Raw genomic sequence first — 15,480 nt, 5'->3', positions numbered from 1 at the left:
GGGGGGTGTGCCCCCCCTAGGAGGCCCCGTTCCGCACCACCCCCCCCCCCGGCCCCCCGCGCCCCGCGCGCCGCCGCTTCGCCGACCGCTCGGTGGCCACGAAGATCGGCGCGATCGTCGTGCTGTCGTGCACCGCGGCCACCGGCCTGCTGGGCGTGGGCCTGGCCGGGCTGTCCGACGTCAACGCCCGCACCGGCGAGGTGTACGCGCAGGACCTGCTGCCCGCCGCGGACCTGGCCGACCTGCGCGCCAGCGCCCTGCAGGCCCAGCGCGACCTGGCCAACCTCGCCCTGGCCGACGACGACGCCGCCCGCGAGGACCTCGCCGCGCGCGTCGCCGCCGACGACGAGGAGCTCGACGCCCTCGTCGAGCGCTACGGCGCGGCCCTGAGCACCGCGGCGCAGCGCGCGGAGCTGGAGGAGTTCACCACCTGGTGGGCCTCCTACCGCGGCACCCGCGACGGCTTCCTGGTGCCGCTGGCGACCTCCGGGGAGGAGGGCGACCGGGCGAAGTTCCAGCAGCTCTACCTGGGCAACGTGGCGCTGCTGGCCGGCAGGGCCGAGGAGTCCCTGGACGAGCTGGACCGCCTCAGCGAGGCGCACGGCAGGGCGTCGGTGGCGGCCGCCGCGGACACCTACTCCACCGCGCGCACCACGATGGTCGCCGTGCTGGTCGCCGGGCTGCTGGTGACCGCCCTGCTGGCGCGCTGGACCACGAACCTCGTGGTGCGCCCGCTGCGCCAGGTCGTGGAGGTCCTCGCCCGCGTCGCCGACGGCGACCTGACCGCCCGCGCCGAGGTCGACCGCCGCGACGAGGTCGGCCGCATGGCCCAGGCCCTGGGCACCGCCACTGAGAGCATGCGCCGCACCGTCGCCGGCCTCGACGGCGACGCGGCCACCCTGGCCCGCGCCGCCGGTGAGCTGCAGGCCACCACCTCGGTCATCTCCGGCAGCGCCGGCGCCGTCTCCGAGCGCGCCGGCACCGTCGCGCGCTCCGCCCACGACGTCAGCGACCACATCGCCGGGGCGGCCGCGGGCGCGGAGGAGATGGGCGTGTCCATCAGCGAGATCTCCTCCAACGCCTCGCGCGCCTCGGAGGTGGCCGGCCGCGCCGTCGGCATCGCCACCGAGACCGGCGAGACGATGGCCGCGCTGGGCCGCTCCTCCGCCGAGATCGGCGACGTGGTCAAGACCATCACCTCCATCGCCGAGCAGACGAACCTGCTGGCGCTCAACGCCACCATCGAGGCCGCCCGCGCCGGGGAGATGGGCAAGGGCTTCGCGGTGGTGGCCGGGGAGGTCAAGGAGCTCAGCTCGCAGACCGCCCGCGCCACGGAGGACATCGCCACCCGCATCCAGGCCATCCAGGGCGACGTGGACCGCGCCGTGGGCGCGATCTCCTCCATCTCCGGCGTCATCGCCGAGATCAGCGACTACCAGGGCACCATCGCCGCGGCGGTGGAGGAGCAGGCGGCCACGACGCAGGAGATGAGCCGGCGCGTGGGCGACGCCGCCGAGGGCGCGGCCACCATCGCGAGCACCATCGGCACCGTCGCCACCGCCGCCCGGGAGACCGGGACGGGCGCGGCCGACTCCGACCGCGCGGTGCGCGAGCTGGCCGGCATGGCCGACCGCATGCGCGCCACCGTGGCCACCTTCCGCTACTGAGCCGCCCGAGCGAGCCGGAACCGCACCCGTGAGCACCCCGAGCCCCGTCCCCGGGAGGACCCCCGTGAACCGCACCCGCCGCACCCGCCGCGCCGCCGCCGCGGCCCTGGCCGCCCTCGGCGCGCTGACCCTGGCCGCCTGCGGCGGGGACGCCGCGACGACGGAGCCGGCCGCCGGCGCGGAGCGCCACGTGGCGTTCCTGGCCCCGTCCACGTCGCTGCGCGCGCTGGCGTACGACTACCCCAACCTCGCCGTGCGCCTGCAGGAGCGCTGCGGGGACTGCGTGGTGGACCTGTACACCGCCGCCGACCAGGCCGAGCAGAACCGCCAGGGCGCGCGGGCGATCGCCGACGGCGCGCAGGCGCTGGTGGTCGTGGCCGCCGACGGCGCGCAGGCCGGGGAGCTGGTGCGCGGGGCCGCCGCCGCCGACGTGCCCGTCGTGGCCTACGACCGGCTCGTCAAGGACGTGCCGCTGGACTACTACGTCTCCTTCGACGGCGGCGCGGTCGGCGAGCTGGGCGCGCAGGCGATCCTGGACGCCGTCGGCGATCGCGCCGACGAGGGCGTGGTGGTGATGCTCCAGGGCGACCCGGCGGACAACAACGCCGGCCTGTTCGCCGCCGGGGCGCACTCGGTGCTGGACGGGCGGGTGACGATCGCCGCCGAGCGCTCGGTGGCCGGGTGGAGCGCGGACCAGGCCGAGGTGGAGATGGCCGCGGCGCTGCAGCAGCTGGGCGGGCGGCCCCTGCTGGGCGTCTACACCGCCTACGACGGCCTGGCCGCCGGCGCCCTGGAGGCGCTGACCGCCGCCGGGTACAGCGGGGTGCCGATCACCGGCCAGGACGCCGAGGTCGGTGCGCTGCAGCGCATCCTGGCCGGCACGCAGACCATGACGGTGTTCAAGGACCTGCCCGCGCAGGCGCGCGCGACCGCCGACCTGCTCGCCGACGTGCTCGCCGGCGAGCAGCCGGCCACGACGACCACCACGGACAACGGCGCCGGCCGGGTGCCCACCGTGCTGCTGCGCCCGGAGGCGGTGGGCGAGGCCGACATCGCCTCCGAGGTGCTGGGCTCCGGCTACACCACCGCCGACGCGCTGTGCGCGGGCGCGGCCAGCGCCCTGTGCCGCGAGGCGGGCATCACCGGCTGAGGGCGCGGCCCACGCGCTCCAGCACGGGCGGCGGCAGGCACGTCAGGCCCAGCGCGGCGACCCCCTTGGCGCTGGGCCGCGCCCGCAGCGAGCGCAGCGCGCCGCGCCAGGCGCGCGGCTCGCCGGCGCGGTGGCGGTGCAGCGCGTCCTGCCGGTGCGCGGCCGCCAGGCGCCGCGCGAGCTCGGGCCGCAGGTCCTGCAGGCCGGGCTCGGACAGCAGCCGGGTCATCATGGCCACCTCGGCGCGCGCCCAGGAGGGGCGGGCGGTGCAGGTGCCCTGGCCGGCGTGCACGCGGTAGCGCGACAGGCGCCGGGGCACGTAGTGGGCGCCGCCGCCGGAGCGCGCCGCCAGCCAGGCGAGCCAGTAGTCGAAGTTGGCCGGCAGCTCGCGCGCGAGGTCGTCGAAGCGCACCGCGGAGCGGCGGAAGACGGAGGTCATCACCGCCGGGACGGCCTGCTGCACGAGGGTGAGCCGGTGGAAGGGGCGGTGCGCGCCGGGGTCGAGGCGGTCCCTGCCGTACCGGCGGCTGTTCTCCTCGCTCTCGCGCGCCAGCACGTCCCCGTCCGGGCCCATGAGCCAGTGGTCCCCGAACGCCACGGCCAGCGCGGGGTCCGCCTGCAGCGGCGGGACCAGGCGGGCCAGCATCTCCGGTTCCCACTCGTCGTCGTCGTGCAGCACGGCGAAGTACGGCGAGGTGGAGCCCTCGATGCCGCGCAGCGTGTTCAGCGCCTCGCCGCGGGCGGTGCCGTCCGCCAGGACCCGCAGGCGCGGGTCCTCGAACGAGCGGGCGACGCGGACGCCCTCGGGGTCCTCGCCGTCGACGCACACGACGACCTCGAGGTCGGTGAGCGTCTGCGCCAGCGCGCTGCGCAGGGCGCCCTCGAGCATGGCGGGGCGCCGGTGGGTGGGGACCACCACGGTCACCAGCGGGCCCGCCCCGCCGCCGGTGCGCCCGTCCGGGCCGCCGGGGGTCGCGGTGCCGGGGGTCGAGGTGCCGGGGGTCGGGGTGGTGCGGCTCAGGGTGCTGCCTCTCGCCGGGCGCCGCGGGGCTGCCGCGGCGCGGTGTCCTCGTCCGGCCGGCGGCGGGCCGCGGACCGGGCGGGGTGCGCGTCGCGCCGCCCGGTCCGGACGTCCCCGCAGGCGGCACCCACCGGGGGTGGTCGCCCGCCGCTCACGGTAATCGAGATCGCGGCATCCCTCACGTCACGTCACGGTTGCGCCGGGGGTGTCGCGCCCCCGGGTCCGCGCTGGGGGCACGCCCCCGCCCGCACCCCCGCCCGGGGCGCCCCGGGCGGCTAGCGTGAGCGCGTGAGCGCTCCCGCCCTGACCGACGAGGTCGTCCGCACCGCCGCCGGGGTCGCCGACGCCTGGACCGCGCTGCGCCGGCGCACCGGCCAGGTGCCCGGGGTGCAGAGCGCGGTGCGGCTGCGCGGGCGCCTGCTGTCGTCCACCGCGCACGGCTGGGCCGACGTGGCCGCGGGCACGGCGCTGGGCACCCACCACGTCTTCCGCGTCGCCTCGCACTCCAAGACGTTCACCGCCACCGCGGTGCTGCGCCTGGCCGAGCGCGGCCTGCTGCGCCTGGACGACCCGCTGGCCGCGCACGTGCCGTGGGTGGGCCGGGAGTGCGCCGAGCTGGGCCGCGCCAGCCTGCGCGAGCTGCTCGGCCACGCCGCCGGCGTCACCCGCGACGGCACCGCCGGGGACTTCTGGCAGCTGCTGGAGCCGTTCCCGGACACCGCCGGGCTGCGCGCGGCGGTGTCCGCCGGCGGGGCGCTGCTGCCGCGCTCGCAGCGCTTCAAGTACTCCAACGTCGGCTACGCGCTGCTGGGCGCGGTCGTGGAGGCCGTCACCGGCACCCCCTACGGCGAGCACGTGCGCCGCGAGCTCGTCGAGCCGCTGGGGCTGGCGCGCACCGCGCCGGACCTGGACGGCGTGGCCGAGCCCGCCGACCTGGTCACCGGCTACTCGGGGCTGGCCACCGCCGACGAGCGCGAGCCGCTGCCCACCGCCGCCACCGGCGCGATGGCCGCCGCGACGGGCTTCTGCAGCACCGCGGAGGACCTCACCGCGTGGTTCTGCGCGCACGCCGCCGGCGCGGAGGGGCCGCTGTCGGAGCACTCCCGGCGCCTGGCCCAGCGCGCGGAGTGGCCCACGGCGGACCCCGCGGCGGGCGGGGACGAGCGCGCCTACGGGCTGGGGTTCATCGTCGAGCGCCACGGGCAGCGCACCCTGGTGGGGCACTCGGGGGGTTTCCCGGGCCAGATCACCAAGAGCGTCCTGGACCCGGCCTCGGGCCTGGCGGTCAGCGTGCTGACGAACTGCGTGGACGGCCCGGCCGCCGAGCTGGCGCTGGGCACCGCGGGGCTGGTGGACCTGGTGGCCGCCTCGTGGAGCGAGGCGCGCGCCGCGGCGGACCCGGCGCCGTTCACCGGCCGGTGGCAGAGCCTGTGGGGCGTGCTGGACGTGGTGCGCTGCGGCAGCGCGCTGCTGGCGCTGGACCCGGCCCGGCCGGACCCCGCCGCGCACCCGGTGCGGCTGCGCGCCCTGGACGAGCGGCGGCTGCTCGTCACCGCCGACGGCGGTTTCGGCTCCCCGGGCGAGACGTGGGAGCTGGGCCGCGACGGCGACGGGGCGCCGGTGCTGCGCGCCGCCAGCGGGGTGACGATGCGCCCGCCGGCGGCGCGCTGAAGCGTTGCGGCCCAGCCGGTCCGCTCAGTCCATGCGCGCGTCGAGGGTGATCTCGACGCCGGTGAGGGCCTTGGAGACCGGGCAGGTCTCCTTGGCGGCCTGGGCGGTCCTGGCGAACGTGTCCGCGTCGACGCCGCTGACCTCGCCGGTGACCTTCAGCGCGATGCCGGTGAGGCGGAAGCCGCCGGCGGGGTCCGGGCCGAGGGAGACGTCGGCGGTGACCTCGATGCTCTCCGGGGTGCCGCCGGCCTCGCCGAGCAGCGCGGAGAACTGCATCGCGAAGCACGAGGAGTGCGCCGCGGCGATGAGCTCCTCGGGGCTGGTGGTGCCCCCGGCGTCGTCGGCGGCGCGCTTGGGGAACGAGACGTCGTAGGTGCCGACCTTGGAGCTGGAAAGCTCGACCTGGCCGGAACCCTCGTTCAGCGAGCCGTTCCAGGCGGTGCGGGCGGTGCGGGTGGGCACGGGGCCTCCTCGGTGTCGTGACCGTCGTCGGTTCGGCGGTGCCGCTGGCGCGGCACCGCACATCCTCGCCCCCGCCCGCGGGCGTCGCCACCGGCGGGGTCCCCCGGCGGGGGGGCGCGGCGCCTCAGCCGGCGTGCGCGAGCGCGCCGGGCAGGCGCTCCAGCAGCAGCACGGCGAGGTCGTCCTCGAGCACCCCGCCGACGTGCCGGCGCACGTCGGCTAGCAGGTGCTCCAGGTCCGCGTCCAGCGCCTCCTGCACGTCCCCGCCGCCGGGCCGCCCCGGGGCGGTCAGGGCGCGCCCGGCGGCGTCGAGGTCGAAGAAGCGGCCCTGGCGGTCGCGCGCCTCCAGCAGGCCGTCGGTGAACAGCAGCAGGCGCTGCCCGGGCAGCACCAGGCCGCTCTCCACGCGCGGTTCGACCCCCAGCCCCAGCGGCGGGCCGGGCCGCCGGCCGACGGGCGCGGGCTCGCGACCGGGGACCAGCAGCAGCGGCGAGGGGTGCCCGCACAGCACCACCTCCAGGCGCCCGTCGGGGTGCAGCGCGCACAGCGCGGCCGTGACGAAGTCCTCCGGGCCCAGCCGCGGCGCCACGGCCGCCTCCACGCGGCGGGCGAGGTCGGCCAGGGAGGTGCCCGGCAGCGGGGCGCTGTGCCGGAACGCCGAGAGCACCGCGGCGGCGGTGTGCACCGCGGGCAGGCCCTTGCCGCGCACGTCGCCGACGACCACGCGCACGCCGTCGGCGGTGCTCACCACGTCGAACAGGTCCCCGCCGACGAGGGCGTCGGCGCTGGCGGAGACGTAGCGCGAGGCCAGCGCCAGGTCCCCCACCCGCGCCGGCACCGGGTGCTGGATGGCGGTCTGCGCCACGGCGGCCACCCGGGTGACCGAGCGGATGCGCTCCTCGCGGCGCTGGCGCACGTGGGCGCCGACGACGGCGAACGCGGCCAGGGCGGCGCTGCCGGCCACGCGCACCTCGCCCGTGCCGGTGCCCAGGTCGCCGCTGCCCCAGCCGCTGAGGCCGGCGACGGCGAGCACGGAGGCCGCGGCGACGGCGGCGGTGGCGCGCGGGCCCACGACGAGCGAGGCCGCCAGCGGCGCCAGCGCCAGCCAGGGCACGACCACGAGGCGCTGGGTGCCCACCCCGACCTGCGCCAGGCACAGCAGCAGCACCCACGCCAGGCACACGGGCACGACCACGACGACGGGGCGCACCCGGGCCCGCTCGCCGGCGGCGCGCGGGGAGGCCCCCGGGGTCGCCGGGGCACCCCCCGCAGCCACCACGCTGCGGAGTTGCTTAATCACGCTGTGATTCTGCCAGGCGCGCGGACCGCCGGGAACGCCGCAGGGCCCCGCCCCCCACGACGTGGGGGACGGGGCCCTGCGGAGCACGGGCGTCAGTCGCGCGCGGCGCTCTCGCGACGCGGGCCGCGGGGAGCGCCCTCGCGGCGCGGACCGCCGCTGCGGGGCCCGCCCTCGCGGCGCGAGCCGCCGCGGAAGCCGCCGCGGCGCGGGCCGCGACCCTCCCGCTCGGGACGGGTGCGGGGCTTGACCACGACCGGCTCGCCGGACTCGGCCACCGCGCGCACGGTGTCGTCGCCGGCGGCGACGCGCTCGACCTCGTTCGCGCTCACCCCGGCGTCCTTGTGCAGCCAGCCGTAGCGGCGCACCTGGTCCGGCAGCGCGATCGCCAGGACGGTGCCCTTGGCGCCGGCGCGCGCGGTGCGCCCCGAGCGGTGCAGGTAGTCCTTGTGGTCGTTCGGCGGGTCCACGTGCACCACCAGGTCGACGTCGTCGACGTGGATGCCGCGCGCGGCCACGTCCGTGGCCACCAGCACCCGGGTCTCCCCGGCCGCGAAGGCGTCGATCGCCTTGGAGCGCTGGGCCTGGCGCAGGTCGCCGTGGATGGCCTCCGCCGGCGCCCCCGCCTCGCGCAGCTGGTCCGCCAGGCGCTGCGCGCCCAGCTTCGTGCGCACGAAGAAGATGCTGCGCGCGGGGCGCTGGCTGATCTCCGTCAGGATCGGCAGCTTGTCGTGCGGGCGCACCGCGAAGACGCGGTGCTCCATGTTGGAGACGTCGTCCGCCGGCGCCGGCACGGCGTGGAACGCCGGGTCGGTGAGGAAGTCGTGGACGAGGGCCTCCACGCCGCGGTCCAGCGTGGCCGAGAAGAACATCCGCTGCCCGCCGGGCTTGGTGCCCTCCAGGATGGCGCGCACGCCCGGCAGGAAGCCGAGGTCGGCCATGTGGTCGGCCTCGTCCAGGACGGTGACGTCGACCTCGCCCAGCGAGACCGCGTCGCGCTCGATGAGGTCCACCAGGCGGCCCGGCGTGGCGATGAGGACGTCGATCCCGCGCTGCAGCGCGGAGATCTGCCGGCCGTAGGGCACGCCGCCGACGACCACGGCCATGCGCAGGTCGAGGGAGTCGCCCAGCGGGCGCAGCGCGTCGGCGACCTGCATGGCCAGCTCGCGCGTGGGCACGAGCACCAGGCCGCGCGGGGCGCCGGTGATGCGCGGGCGCCCGGAGGCGGCCAGGCGGGCCAGCATCGGCAGGCCGAAGCCCAGCGTCTTGCCCGAGCCGGTGCGCGCGCGGCCCAGGATGTCCCGGCCGGCGATGCCGTCGGGCAGGGTGCGCGACTGGATGGCGAACGGCTTGGACATGCCGCGCCGCTCCAGGGCGGCGACGAGCTCGGCCGGCAGGCCCAGCTCGGCGAAGGTGAGGTCGGGGACCTCGACCAGCTCGGCGGCGGTCAGGGCCTGCTCGGTCGCCGAGGGGGCGAAGGAGCGCGGGCTGCGCGGGGGGCCGGAGCGGCGGCCGCGGTAGCCGCCGGAACCGCTGGGGCCGCCGTAGGCGCCGCGCGAGGAGCCGGAGCCGCCGTAGGAGCCGGAACCGCGCGAGTCGCCGCGGTAGCCGCCGCGCTCGGGGCGGCCGCCGTCGCGGTCGCCGCGGTAGCCCTCGGAGCGGTGGCCCTCGGAGCGGTAGCTGTCGCCCTCACCGCGGCGCGGGCGGGGGAAGCGGTCCTGGGAGGGACCGCGGGAGTAGTCGCCGCGCGCGTAGTCGTCGCGGGAGGAGCTGGAGGAACGGTCGTACTGGGGCATGCGGGAGTTGACTCCACGTGGATCGGCGGCCGCTAAGGCGGTCCGCCCCCAGGCGCGGGCGCGCACGGAGCTGCGCGCAGAAGCTGAGGGATGAGACTCGAGCGACCTCGCGGGCGGCTCGCCCGCTGAGTGGACGGCATCAAACCGTCGTACACACCCTAACAGGCCGACTCCCGGGACGATTCCCGGAGATCACCCGCGCGAGGCCTGGATCGCGGTCAGGGCGATGGTGTAGACGATGTCGTCGACCAGCGCGCCGCGCGAGAGGTCGTTCACCGGCTTGGCCAGGCCCTGCAGCATCGGGCCCACCGAGACCACGCCGGCGTTGCGCTGCACCGCCTTGTACGTGGTGTTGCCCGTGTTGAGGTCGGGGAAGACGAACACCGTGGCGCGCCCGGCGACCGGCGAGCCGGGCGCCTTGGCCGCCGCCACCGAGGCCACCGCGGCCGCGTCGTACTGCAGCGGCCCGTCGATGACGAGGTCCGGCTCGCGCTCCCTGGCGATGCGGGTGGCCTCGGCGACCTTGTCCACCTGCGCGCCGGCGCCGGAGGAGCCGGTGGAGAAGCTGATCATCGCCACCCGCGGCTCGATGCCGAAGGCGCGCGCCGAGGCCGCCGACTGCAGGGCGATGTCGGCCAGCTCCTCCGCGTCCGGGTCGGGGTTGACCGCGCAGTCGCCGTAGATGACCACGTCGTCGGGCAGGCACATGAAGAACACGCTGGAGACCAGCTTCGCGCCGGGCTTGGTGCGCACCACCTGCAGCGCCGGGCGCACGGTGGCGGCGGTGGTGTGCACCGCGCCGGCGACCAGGCCGTCCACGTCGCCGGCCTTGAGCATCGTCGTGCCCAGCCACACCGGGTCCGCCAGCGAGTCGCGCGCCACGTCCGGGCGCATCCCCTTGTGCTTGCGCGCCTCGACCAGCACGTCGACGTAGCGGTCCACCAGGGAGGCGGGGTCGAGCACCTCCACGCCCTCGGGCAGCGTCAGCCCCAGCCCGGCCGCCACCGAGGCGACCTCCGCGGGCGCGCCGAGCAGCACCGGGCGCGCGATGCCGCGCTGCGCGCACAGCGCGGCGGCCTGCACGGTGCGCGGCTCGGTGCCCTCGGGCAGCACGATGCGCTGCACCCGCTCGGCGGCCAGGGTGGTCAGCCGGCGCCGGAACGCCGCGGGCGAGAGGCGCTTGGTGTGCGCGGAGGTCGGCAGCCCCGCCAGCCACGCCGGGTCCAGCGCCTCGGCGACGGTGGTGGTCACCGCGTGGGCGCGCTCGGCGTCGTCGGCGGGCACGTCCGGGTCCAGGCGGTTGACCGCCGTGGCGGTGGCGTAGGTGCTGCGCGAGGTGCGCAGGATCGGCAGGCCGGTGGCGGCGGCGGCGTGGGTCAGCTCGGAGACCCGCTCGTCCATGCCCACGCCGGCGGTCAGCAGCAGCCCGGCCAGGCGGGTGCCGTTCAGCGCCGCCAGGCAGGTGGCCATGACGACGTCGTGGCGGTCGCCGGGCACGAGGATCAGGCGGCCCTCGCGCAGCAGCGGCAGCATCCCGGGCACCGCCTGCGCGGCGACGACGACCTCCTTCACGCGCCGCTGCTGGTCGCCGTGGGTGACCACGTCGACGTCCAGGGCGCGCACGAGGTCGCGCACCCGCGGCCACGTCAGGTCGGTGCGGTACGGCACGGCCGCCACCAGCGGCACCCCGTGGTGCTCCAGCGCCCCGCGCAGCGCGGCGACGCGGGCGACGGCGACCCCGGGGTCCTCCGGCACCGGCCAGCGCGAGACGACGCCGCCGACCACGCGCAGCGCCTCCCCGGCGCGGTAGGTGCCGGCGGTGACGGCCATGTCCTCGGCGATGCGCTCGGGCGCGCCGGGGTCGGTGCCGTCGGGGCCGGCGGAGCCGACGAGGAGCACGTCGGCGTCCAGGGCGGTGGCCAGCGCGGTGTTCACCCGGCCGGAGAAGACCTGGTCGGCCGAGGGCGCCAGGCCCTCGACGACGACGACGTCGTGGGCGGCGAGCACGCCCTCGGCGGCGGCGACGACCTCCTCCATGAGGTCGTCGACCTCGCCGCGGCTGAGGCGCTCGACCACGCGGGCGGCGGGGATGGGCTCGGCGACGGCCAGGCCGGTGGTCAGCCGGGCCAGGGCCACCGAGCGGTCGGTGCCGCCGCCGCGGCCGGGCTGGGCCAGCGGCTTGTGGAAGCCCACGGCCACGCCGCGCGCGTCCAGGGCGCGCAGCAGGCCCAGGCAGGTGGAGGTCAGGCCGGCGCCGTGGCCGGTGGGGACGACGAGCAGGGTGCGGGGCACCGCGCGCTCCTCTCGGGTCGGGCCGGGCGGGGGACGTGACGTGGTGCGGGGCGGGCCGGGGCGGTGGGCCGGGGCCGGGCGGTGGGGTCAGCCGCGCCGGACGAGCTCGGCGGTGTCGCGGGCGATGAGCAGCTCCTCGTCGGTGGGCACCACCATCGCCAGCGGCCCGGTGCCGCCGGGGTGCTCGCGGGTGATGCGCCCGGCGGGGGTGGAGGAGCGCCCGTGCGCGGCGTTGGCGGCGGGGTCCTCCACCAGGCCCAGGTGCTCCAGGCGGGCCAGCAGCGCCGAGCGCACGCCGGTGGCGTGCTCGCCGATGCCGCCGGTGAGCACCAGGGCGTCCAGGCCGCCCAGGGCGACGGTCAGGCCGGCGACGTGCTTGGCGGCGCGGTAGGTGAACACCTCCAGCGCCAGCCGGGCCCCGGCGTGGCCCTGGGCGGCCTTCTCCGTCAGGGTGCGCACGTCGTTGGACAGCCCCGACAGCGCCAGCAGGCCGGAGGCGGAGTTGAGCTGCTTGACGATCTCGGCGGTGCTCGCGCCGGTGCGCTCGGCGACCAGCTCCAGCACCGCGGGGTCCAGGTCGCCGGAGCGGGTGCCCATCACCAGGCCCTCCAGCGGCGTCAGGCCCATCGTGGTGTCCACCGAGCGCCCGCCGAGCACGGCGGTGGCGCTGCACCCGTTGCCCAGGTGGGCCACGACGAGCTTGAGGGAGCGCGGGTCGGCGCCGGCGTCGCGGGCCAGCACCTCCGCGGCGCGCTGGGAGACGAAGCGGTGGCTGGTGCCGTGCATGCCGTAGCGGCGCACCCCGAACTCCTCGTACCAGCGCGCCGGCACGGCGTAGCGGTAGGCGTGCTCGGGCATCGTCTGGTGGAAGGCGGTGTCGAAGACGGCGACGTGGTCCAGCTCGGGCAGCACGGCGCGGGCGGCCTCGATGCCGGCGACGTTGGCGGGGTTGTGCAGCGGCGCCAGCGCCGACAGGTCGGAGATGTCGCGCAGCACGTGCTCGTCCACGCGCACGGAGGAGCGGAACCGCTTGCCGCCCTGCACGACGCGGTGCCCCACGCCCAGCAGCGGCGGCAGGTCCATGTCCAGCAGCCGCTGCAGCACGTGGGCGAGCGCGCCGCGGTGGGTGGAGGCGGCCGGGGTGATGGTGCGCTCGCCCTGCGCGGTCCTGAAGTGCACGACGGCGTCGTCGGTGCCCAGGCGCTCGCCCAGGCAGGACAGGGAGCGCTCCCCCGTGGCGGGGTCGACGACGGCCAGCTTCACCGAGGAGCTGCCGCAGTTGACCACCACGACGGACCCGTTGCCGCCGGACAGATCCGTGGACACCGCACGCTCCCCTCGCCGGCCGGCGACCAGGGCGGTCACCGGTCGCCCCGAGCCTGTCACGGACCGCCCCGCCGCACCCGCCGGGCGCACCGAGGGCAGGGGGGAGGAGGACGGGCGCGGGCGGGGAGGGGCCGGCGGCGGGCTCAGGCGCCGGTGCGGTGGTGGGCGAAGAAGTGGTCCAGCGGGCCGTTGCCGGAGCCGACGCCCAGCGCGTCGGCGGCCGCCAGCGCGCCCTGCAGGTAGTCGCGGGCCCCCTGCACGAGGGGCAGCCAGCTCGCCGGGGCGCCCGCGCCCCGGGCGGCCAGGGCCGCGATCGCCGCGGACAGGGTGCAGCCGGTGCCGTGCGTGGAGGTGGTGGCCAGCCGGGGGCGGGCCACGCGGTGGGTGCCGCCGGGCTCGGCGAGCACGTCCACGCTCTGCTCGCCGCCGAGGTGGCCGCCCTTGAGCAGCACCGCGGTGCCGGTGCGGCGCAGCAGCTCCTCGGCCTGGGCGGCGACCTCGTCGACCCCGCGGGCCGGTGCGGCGTCCAGCAGCACCGCCGCCTCGGGCACGTTGGGGGTGACCAGGTCGGCCAGGGGGACCAGCTCGTCGCGCACGGCGGCCACGGCGGCGGCGTCCAGCAGGCGGTCGCCGCTGGTGGAGACCATGACGGGGTCCACCACGAGGGGCACGCCGCGCCCGCCGAGCACGCCGGCGACGGCGCGGGTGACGGCGGCGTCGGCGAGCATCCCGGTCTTGGCGGCGTGGACCTCGACGTCCTCCAGCAGCACCTCGAGCTGGCGGCGCACGAAGTCCGCCGGCACGACGTGCACGCCGGCCACCCCGCGGGTGCTCTGCGCGGTCAGGGCGGTGAGCACGGCGGTGCCGAAGGCGTCCAGCGCCCCGAACGCCTTCAGGTCCGCCTGGACCCCGGCGCCGCCGCTGGGGTCGCTGCCGGCGACGGTGAGGGCGACGCGCGCGCTCACCGGGCCCCCTCCCCCGCCGCGTCCCAGGCGCCGCGCAGCCGCGCGGCCGCGGCGCGCGGGTCGGGCGCGGCGCACACCGCGGAGACCACGCACACCCCGGCGACGCCGGCGCCGCGCAGCCCGGCGACGTCGGCCTCGGTGATCCCGCCGATCGCCACGCACGGCGTGCCCGCGGCGGCGGCGAGCACGGCGCGCACCCCGTCGGCGCCCAGCGGGGCGGCGGCGTCGGTCTTGGTGGGGGTGGCGCGCACGGGCCCGGCGCCGAGGTGGTCCACGACCCCGGCGGGCACGGCGAGCACCTCCTGCGCGCTGGAGACGGACAGCCCCAGCAGCACCTCCGGGCCGACCAGGCGGCGCACGTCCGCGGCGGGCAGGTCGGACTGGCCCAGGTGCACGCCGTCGGCGCCGGCGATGAGGGCCACGTCCACCGCGTCGTTGACCAGCAGCGGCACCCCGGTGCCGCGCAGCACCTCCTGCACCGCGCGCACCAGGGCCAGCAGCTCGCGGTCGCTCGCGGTCTTGTCGCGCACCTGCACGGCGGTGACGCCGCCGGCGACGGCGGCGCGCACCACGGCGGGCACCCCGCGCGGCCCGCACAGCGCGGTGTCGGTGACCAGGTACAGCGAGGGGTCGAAGGCGCGGCGCGGGGCGGTCGTCGCGACGGGACCCGCGGCCGGGCCCGCGGCGGGGCCCGCGGCGGGGCCCGCGGCGCTCACGCGAGCCGGCCGGAGGTGCTCAGGTCCGCGCGCAGCGCGGCGGCGTCCACCGCGTCGAGCTCGTCGACCCAGGCGACGGCGAAGGAGCCGGGCCCGGTGCTGCGCGCGGCGGCGCGCTCGGCGGCCAGCGCGACGTGGGCGTGCGCGGTCACCGCACCCAGCAGCGGGTCGCCGGCCACGGCGGTGCACGCGGCGACCAGCGCGCCCAGCGAGCAGCCGGCGCCGGTGGTGCGCGTCAGCAGCGGCGAGCCGCCGCGCACCCGCACCGTGCGCTCGCCGTGCACGAGGACGTCCACCTCGCCGGAGACGGCGACGACGCCGCCGGTGCGCAGCGACAGGCGCCGGGCGGCGTCCAGGGCGTCCTCGGCGCCGGAGGTGGAGTCCACCCCGCGCCCGCCGGCGCCGGCGCCCTCCAGGCCCAGGACCTCCGAGGCGTTGCCGCGCACCACGTCGGGGCGGTGCGCCAGCAGGTCGCGGGCCACCCCGGTGCGGAAGGCCAGCCCGCCCACGGCGACGGGGTCCAGCACCCACGGGGTGCCGGCCTCCCGGGCGGCGGCCGCGGCCAGCGCCATGGCGCGGGCCCGCTCGTCGTCGAGGGTGCCGACGTTGACGAGCACCGCGGAGGCGGCGCGGGCGAACTCCGCGGCCTCGCGGGGGTTGTCCACCATCGCGGGGGCGGCGCCGGCGGCGAGCAGGACGTTCGCGGTGATCGTGGTGACCACCGAGTTCGTCAGGCACTGCACCAGCGGGTGCTCGCGGGCCAGGGCCTCGCGCACGTCGGCGACCTGCTGCGCGCCCGGGCGCGCGGGGTTGGCGGCGTCCACGCCGTGACATCCCTTCGTCAGCACTACCTGCGTCAGGTTCGACGGGTGTGGTCTCAGCCCCGTGCGGGGCACCCCGTGCCGCGGGCGAACCTAACACCGGCGCCGGCCCCGCACCGCGCCCGGTGGGGGCGGGTGCGGGGCGGGGGGCGTCAGCGCACCGGGCTGAGCACCGCGCCGGGCACCGCGCCGGGCACCGCGCCGGGCACCGCGCCGGGCACCGCGCCGGGCACCGCGCCGGGCACCGCGCCGGGCACCGCGCCGGGCACCGCGCCGGGCACCGCGCCGGGCACCGC

Annotated in this window: 13 protein-coding genes and 1 riboswitch; of the genes, 3 read left to right on the top strand and 10 right to left on the bottom strand. The window is 78.2% G+C overall.

The features are described 5' to 3' along the window. The first annotated feature begins 92 nt into the window (after window positions 1-92). Together ACRYR7_RS18485 and ACRYR7_RS18480 are read left to right on the top strand one after the other, a co-directional pair. Window positions 93-1,667: a methyl-accepting chemotaxis protein gene (locus tag ACRYR7_RS18485; RefSeq protein WP_432573578.1), complete on the top strand. Its 1,575-nt coding sequence runs from the start codon at window positions 93-95 to the stop codon at window positions 1,665-1,667. Between the two features lie 64 nt (window positions 1,668-1,731). Beyond that, window positions 1,732-2,817 (top strand): sugar ABC transporter substrate-binding protein, encoded by a 1,086-nt coding sequence (locus ACRYR7_RS18480; protein ID WP_432573577.1) that lies wholly within the window; start codon window positions 1,732-1,734, stop codon window positions 2,815-2,817. Here ACRYR7_RS18480 and ACRYR7_RS18475 read toward each other — a convergent pair. Continuing rightward, complete coding sequence (locus ACRYR7_RS18475; protein ID WP_432573576.1) at window positions 2,807-3,736, bottom strand: glycosyltransferase family 2 protein; 930 nt, start codon at window positions 3,734-3,736, stop codon at window positions 2,807-2,809. The genes ACRYR7_RS18480 and ACRYR7_RS18475 overlap by 11 nt on opposite strands. 390 nt (window positions 3,737-4,126) lie before the next feature. Here ACRYR7_RS18475 and ACRYR7_RS18470 point away from each other — a divergent pair, with 390 nt between their 5' ends. Beyond that, window positions 4,127-5,509: a serine hydrolase domain-containing protein gene (locus tag ACRYR7_RS18470; protein ID WP_432573575.1), complete on the top strand. Its 1,383-nt coding sequence runs from the start codon at window positions 4,127-4,129 to the stop codon at window positions 5,507-5,509. A 24-nt stretch (window positions 5,510-5,533) separates the two neighbouring features. Here ACRYR7_RS18470 and ACRYR7_RS18465 read toward each other — a convergent pair whose 3' ends face one another. From ACRYR7_RS18465 to ACRYR7_RS18425, 9 genes are all read right to left on the bottom strand, one after another. Then, a complete protein-coding gene (locus ACRYR7_RS18465) occupies window positions 5,534-5,971 on the bottom strand; it encodes an OsmC family protein (RefSeq protein ID WP_432573574.1) in 438 nt (145 codons plus the stop codon). Window positions 5,972-6,095: 124 nt separating this feature from the next. Then, window positions 6,096-7,271: a PP2C family protein-serine/threonine phosphatase gene (locus ACRYR7_RS18460; RefSeq protein WP_432573573.1), complete on the bottom strand. Its 1,176-nt coding sequence runs from the start codon at window positions 7,269-7,271 to the stop codon at window positions 6,096-6,098. Between the two features lie 92 nt (window positions 7,272-7,363). After that, window positions 7,364-9,064, bottom strand: a complete 1,701-nt coding sequence (locus ACRYR7_RS18455) for a DEAD/DEAH box helicase (protein WP_432573572.1) — start codon at window positions 9,062-9,064, stop codon at window positions 7,364-7,366. 192 nt (window positions 9,065-9,256) lie between these two features. After that, a complete protein-coding gene (gene pta, locus ACRYR7_RS18450) occupies window positions 9,257-11,356 on the bottom strand; it encodes a phosphate acetyltransferase (protein ID WP_432573571.1) in 2,100 nt (699 codons plus the stop codon). A gap of 87 nt (window positions 11,357-11,443) precedes the next feature. Next, entirely contained in the window at window positions 11,444-12,682 is a 1,239-nt protein-coding gene (locus ACRYR7_RS18445) for an acetate/propionate family kinase (protein WP_432573570.1), read from the bottom strand. Between the two features lie 143 nt (window positions 12,683-12,825). Then, a complete protein-coding gene (gene thiD, locus ACRYR7_RS18440) occupies window positions 12,826-13,647 on the bottom strand; it encodes a bifunctional hydroxymethylpyrimidine kinase/phosphomethylpyrimidine kinase (protein ID WP_432573569.1) in 822 nt (273 codons plus the stop codon). Further along, window positions 13,644-14,270: a thiamine phosphate synthase gene (gene thiE / locus ACRYR7_RS18435; RefSeq protein ID WP_432573580.1), complete on the bottom strand. Its 627-nt coding sequence runs from the start codon at window positions 14,268-14,270 to the stop codon at window positions 13,644-13,646. The genes thiD and thiE overlap by 4 nt, the downstream gene beginning before the upstream one ends. An 89-nt stretch (window positions 14,271-14,359) precedes the next feature. After that, window positions 14,360-15,187: a hydroxyethylthiazole kinase gene (thiM, locus tag ACRYR7_RS18430; RefSeq protein WP_432573568.1), complete on the bottom strand. Its 828-nt coding sequence runs from the start codon at window positions 15,185-15,187 to the stop codon at window positions 14,360-14,362. Continuing rightward, window positions 15,180-15,273, bottom strand: a riboswitch (TPP riboswitch). (Overlaps the previous gene by 8 nt.) A gap of 63 nt (window positions 15,274-15,336) precedes the next feature. Further along, on the bottom strand, window positions 15,337-15,465 hold the full coding sequence (locus ACRYR7_RS18425; protein ID WP_432573579.1) for a hypothetical protein: 129 nt from the start codon (window positions 15,463-15,465) through the stop codon (window positions 15,337-15,339). Window positions 15,466-15,480 lie beyond the last annotated feature (15 nt).

It is taken from the genome of Kineococcus gurbantunggutensis (assembly GCF_050871925.1).
GTDB lineage: Bacteria > Actinomycetota > Actinomycetes > Actinomycetales > Kineococcaceae > Kineococcus.
This window is presented reverse-complemented; position numbering and strand designations above follow the sequence as displayed.